The sequence below is a fragment of the Mesorhizobium sp. M7A.F.Ca.CA.001.08.2.1 genome (assembly GCF_003998455.1).
GTDB classification, from domain to species: domain Bacteria; phylum Pseudomonadota; class Alphaproteobacteria; order Rhizobiales; family Rhizobiaceae; genus Mesorhizobium; species Mesorhizobium ciceri.
In genome coordinates this window covers 1-5,295 of record NZ_RZPW01000440.1, presented here as the reverse complement: position 1 = coordinate 5,295, position 5,295 = coordinate 1, and the positions used below count along the sequence as shown (strand labels likewise).

The window sequence follows — 5,295 nt, the reverse complement described above, 5'->3', positions numbered from 1 at the left end:
GAACAGAAGGTTGGGGCGTTCGCTCTTGCTCATCTCGTCAGCCGGCTGGGTAAGGGCGGTGCATTCCCGGCCCTGCATTCGCAAGGCCGGGAGCGAGGTGGGTTGCCGCCAGCGTCAGTCCGCCGAAGCGATGAGGTCGGCGAAGCGCTTCTGTGCGTCTTCGACGGTCAATTCCGGCTTGGCGAAGAATTCGGCGAAAAGGTCTTCCTTCTGCTTCTGGGTGTCCTGTGAAAGCAGTTGGTCCGTCCATGGAATGACGGCGCCCTTGGCGAGGATGGCGAGGCCTTTCTTCATGCAGTCGTTCGCCGCGTTGAGATCGACGTCGCCGCGCACCGGCAGGGAACCCTTCTTCAGATTGAAGGCAACCTGCGTCTTGGGATCGAGCAGCGTCTCGGCCAGCACCTCCTGCGCCTTGCTCTTGTCGGCATCCTTGAGCAGCGGGAAGTAAAAGGCGTCGCCGCCCGTGGCTATGACCTCGTTCAGCCCAAGGCCCGGCAGGCAGGTATAATCCTTGCCGGCGGTCTTGCCGGCAACCTGGAACTCGCCCTGTGCCCAGTCGCCCATGATCTGGCCACCGGCCTTGCCGGTGATGACCAGGTTGGTCGCCTGGTTCCAGTCCTGCACATTGGTGTTCTTCGCCATCTTGCGGGCATCGTCCGCGGCCTTGAAGACCTTGGCGACTTCGGGCCCGGCGGCGAACTTGGCATCCTTGTCCTTGTAGACCTTGAGGAATGTGTCCGTGCCGCCCACAGCCGCAAGCAGCACGTCGAAGGCACCGGAGGATTGCCAGGCTTGCCCGCCGACGGCGAGCGGGATGATGCCGGCCTTCTCCAGTGCCGGCGCTGCCGCCACGAATTCATTCCAGTCCTTCGGCAACGGCACGCCGGCCTTCGCGAAGGCTTCGTTGGACAGCCACAGCCACTGCCAGGAATGGATGTTGACGGGCACGCAATAGATCTTGCCGTCGATGGTGCAGCCGTCGAGCAGGCTCTTCGGCCGCACGACATCAGTCCACTTGCCCTTGGTGGCGACGTCGGTGAGGTCGCGCATCAGGCCGGCCTGCACCAGCTCTTCCGCCTGCCGGCCATGGTTGAATTGCGTGGCGCCCATCGGATCGCCACCGGTGATGCGGCTGATCATGATCGGCCGCGCCGTGCCGCCGGAACCGGCAATGGCGCCGTCCACCCAGTGGTTGCCGGTCGCATCGAATGCCTTTGCAAGTTCCGCAACCGCCGCGGCCTCGCCGCCTGAAGTCCACCAATGCGTGACTTCCAGGTCCGTCGCGGCCGCCTGACCGGCAAATTGCAGTGCAGCCGTCGCCGCCAGGGCAGCGGTCAAAAATCTGTATCGCATTTCGGCTCCTCCCAGAATCTGAAACGTTACAGATTTTCGATACGGCAATTGCGCGGGCTGTGCAACCCATCAACGAAGCGCCCTCGATATTTTTTCGGGCCGCGAACAAATTCGCCTGAATGATCGCGCTTCTCATGCACTGCAGCAAGGTTTGCTGCAACGCAAACACCGAGATACCGCCAGATACGGGCAAAAGGCGGCGGCAGGGGCGATTTCTCCTGGAATCCCAATGCGTTTCGCAAAAAGAACCATCCACCTCATGACGAGGACATACATCTCGATACTGGCAATCTGTAACGTTTCAGTATATTGACGCTTTGCCGGGGCTGGGACGCATATCGTATCGCTATGACGGCGATTGCCGACATGGCCCGCGGCTGCTATGCGCCTGACGGGCGGGACGAATGGACAGACAGCGTACGGACAAGAACGGGGAGAACTCGGCACAGGGACGGCCGACGTTGAAGACGCTTGCCTTCATGACCGGGCTCGGCGTCACCACCGTGTCACGCGCCTTGAAGGATGCCCCGGAAATCGGCGCCGAGACCAGGCGCCGCGTCCAACTCGTCGCCAAGCAGATCGGCTACCGGCCGAACCGCGCCGGCGTGCGTCTGCGCACCGGCAGGACCAATGTCATCAGCCTCGTGCTCAACACCGACCGCGAGATCATGAGCTTCGTCTCGGACATCATCTACGGCGTTTCGGAAGTGCTCGCCGAAACGCCCTATCACCTGATCGTCACGCCCTATTCCCGCTCGCAGGATCCGATGGAGCCGATCCGCTATCTCGTCGAGACCGGCTCGGCCGATGGCGTCATCATCTCGCGCACCCAACCGAACGATCCACGCGCCCGCTACATGCTCGAGCACGGCATGCCCTTTGCCACGCATGGCCGCACCGACATGGGCCTGGTCCACCCCTACCATGACTTCGACAACCATGTATTCGCGATGGAAGCCGTGCGCCGCCTGGCGAGCATGGGCAGGCGCAAGCTGGCGCTTCTGTCGCCGCCACCCGGGCTGACCTATTATGGCCACACGCTGAACGGCTTTGCCGATGCGCTGAGCGAGGTCGGCGCCAGCGAAATTCCGTTCAACACCGTTTCCATCGATCACACGATCGAGCAGATCAGGACCAGGACCGCGCAGGTGATGCGCCGCGAGAACAGGCCGGACGGCTTCGTCAGCAGCGCTGCCGCCGCGACACTGGCTATCGTCGCCGGCATTGAAGATGCCGGCCTCAAGCTTGGCCGCGACGTCGATGTCGTGTCCAAGCAATCGTCGGACCTGTTGCACCTGTTCCGGCCGGAATTGCTCGTCGTCAACGAGAACTTCCGCCTGGCCGGCTCCGATCTCGCCCGCTCCGTGCTCGGCTGGATCGGCGGCGCCGCACCCGGATCGTTGCAGCGCCTGGTCGCCACCAGCGAGGTTCAGGCGTTCAGCCCGCCGGTTTCCGTTTAGGCTCTTGGGCCGGCTTGTCAGCCAGCCGCACCGCTTCCCCACGGCCCATGGAACGCGCCTTTGTCGTCGATACGCTCGAAGCCGTGCGCGCCGAAGAAGTCGCGTTGCGCCTGGATCAGGTTCGAGGTGCCGCGGCCTTGGCGATAGCTGTCGAAATAGGCAAGTGCGGAAGACAGCGCCGGAACCGGCGAGCCGGCCTCCGAAGCCCTCGCCACGATGCGGCGCAGCGACGGATGCGCTCCCTGCATCAGCGAGATGAAGGCCGGCGCCATCAGAAGGTTGGTCGAGGCGCCGCCCTTGCTGAAGGCTTCCGCCATGGTGTCGAGCATCTGCGAGCGGATGATGCAGCCGGCGCGCCAGATCCTGGCGATGGTCGGCATCGGCAGGTTCCAGTTGAATTCCTTCGACGCGCCGCTCATCACCGCAAAACCTTGGGCGTAGGCGGCGATCTTGCCGGCGAACAGCGCCAGTTCCAGATCTTTCAGCAAGGCGTCCTTGTCACCGGAAATCTTCGTCACGCCGATGTTGCCATAGGCCTTTTCCGCCGTCAGCCGCTCGTCCTTGATCGACGACAGAACGCGCGCCGCCACCGCCGCCTCGATCGCGGTGGCCGGGATGCCGAGCTGCTGCGCCTCGATGACCGACCATTTGCCGGTGCCCTTCTGGCCGGCGCGGTCGAGGATGATGTCGACCACCGGTTTGCCGGTCTTCGGATCGTCGGCCGCCAGCACCTTGGCGGTGATCTCGATCAGGTAGGAGTTGAGCCGGCCCTTGTTCCAGTCGGCAAACACCGTGCCGATCTCTTTCGGACCCATGCCCAGGCCGTCGCGCAGGATGCCGTAGATCTCCGCGATCATCTGCATGTCGGCATATTCGATGCCGTTGTGGATGGTCTTGACGAAATGTCCGGCGCCGTCGGTGCCGAGCCATGCCGCGCAGGGTTCGTCCTTGAATTTGGCGGAGATCGCCGTCAGCACCTTCTCGACGCGCTTCCATGAGTCCTCCGTGCCGCCGACCATGATCGACGGCCCGTGGCGTGCCCCCTCCTCGCCGCCGGACACGCCCATGCCGATGAAGGTGAGACCCGAACCGGAAAGCTCGGAGAAGCGCCGCATCGTGTCGCGGAAATTGGCGTTGCCGGCATCGATGACGATGTCGTTGGCCGACAGCACGCCACGCAGTGCCGCGATCTGTTCGTCGACCGGCTTGCCGGCCAGCACCATGATGATGATCGGGCGCGGCGGCCGGATCGCGGCGGCGAGCTCTTCAAGGCTGTAGCAGGGCACGACCATGTCCCTGAGTGCGCCGGCATTCTCGACAAAGGCATCGGTGCGCGCCCTGGTGCGGTTGAAGACAGCGATGCGGTGCCCGTGCTCGGCGATGTTGAGCGCCAGGTTGGAGCCCATCGTGCCAAGGCCGATCAGGCCGATTTCGGCTTTTTCCATCGTTTCTTCCCTGCTCTCGGATCGTTTGTTGAGACCGCGATTTTGCGGGCGATGATTGACGGGCCTTGACGCCTGCGTCAACCGCCTCGCCGAATTGTGTTGCCCGGATTGTCGGTCGTGCCCGTGTAGAGGTACCTGGCAGTCCCGCCTACGGCCTGATGTCGACGGGCGCCTCGATCTTCACCATCTGAAAATCCGAGACCAGTATGTCGATGCGCACCGTCCACCGACCGGGCACCGGAATGACGAGGTTGTCGACGCGCCAGCTGCCGTCGCCGGGCTTGGTCGCCGTGCGCTTCAAGGGTTCGATGCCGGAATCGGGCTTTGACAGCACAAGCGTTACCTCCTTGGCGTCGAGCGGGCCGAAATCGCCGCTCATGATGACCATCGAGGCAACGACCGGGCCGGCATGGCCGGGAGTGAAGTTGAGATCGGCCATCGCTTGCAGCGCGTGGATATGGACCGACACCGGTTGCGCTGCCGCGATCGCCAGGGCTCGTGGCGGCGGTGTGAAGCGCCAGCCCGCGGCAACGCCGAAAATCGCCAACACGATCAACATCTCGACGCCGATCGAGCGGACCAGCCTGCGTTGAACTTCCGTCGATCCCGCCTCGGCCGATGCCGTGAGTTTCCAGCGGTTGACGGCAGCGAGCGTGAACAGAAAGACCAGCAGCCCGAGCTTGATCAGCAGCAGCCTTCCATAGGCGGTGTCGACCAATGCCGCGGGCGTTTGCACCTGGATGACGGCAAGCACGGTGCCGGCAGCGGCAAGCACGGCCACCACGGGCAGGATCGCCCAAGAAAATCGCCGCAGGAATGGCGTGGCCTCCGCCGATTGCCCCTTGAGCGCCAGCCCGAGTGGGACCAATGCGCCGACCCACGACGCGATGCAGACGCCATGCAGGAACACCATCGGCCGCGTCAGCCATTGCGGTTCGGCGGCACTGGCATGGCCGCTGGCGGCAAGTGCAATCCCCACCCCGGCCAGGCCGGCCAGCGCCAATGGCTTGGCGGTGGCACGGGGACCGGCCAGCGAC

The 5,295-nt window shown here is 64.0% G+C and carries 4 protein-coding genes; 1 reads left to right on the top strand and 3 read right to left on the bottom strand.

What is annotated here, in order from left to right; genetic code table 11:
• Positions 1–114 precede the first annotated feature (114 nt).
• The gene (locus EN914_RS23155) at positions 115–1,353 is read right to left on the bottom strand and encodes an ABC transporter substrate-binding protein (RefSeq protein WP_013529539.1); all 1,239 of its coding nucleotides are present in this window, start codon (positions 1,351–1,353) and stop codon (positions 115–117) included.
• Positions 1,354–1,757: 404 nt separating this feature from the next.
• Here EN914_RS23155 and EN914_RS23150 point away from each other — a divergent pair, with 404 nt between their 5' ends.
• Positions 1,758–2,813 (top strand): LacI family DNA-binding transcriptional regulator, encoded by a 1,056-nt coding sequence (locus EN914_RS23150; RefSeq protein WP_013529538.1) that lies wholly within the window; start codon positions 1,758–1,760, stop codon positions 2,811–2,813.
• Positions 2,814–2,830: 17 nt separating this feature from the next.
• On the opposite strand, the gene gndA is transcribed toward EN914_RS23150, so the two are convergent.
• Complete coding sequence (gene gndA / locus EN914_RS23145) at positions 2,831–4,258, bottom strand: NADP-dependent phosphogluconate dehydrogenase (RefSeq protein WP_024504418.1); 1,428 nt, start codon at positions 4,256–4,258, stop codon at positions 2,831–2,833.
• 148 nt (positions 4,259–4,406) lie between these two features.
• Positions 4,407–5,295: copper resistance D family protein (locus EN914_RS23140; RefSeq protein WP_164778863.1), on the bottom strand; the 889-nt coding region annotated here is incomplete at its 5' end.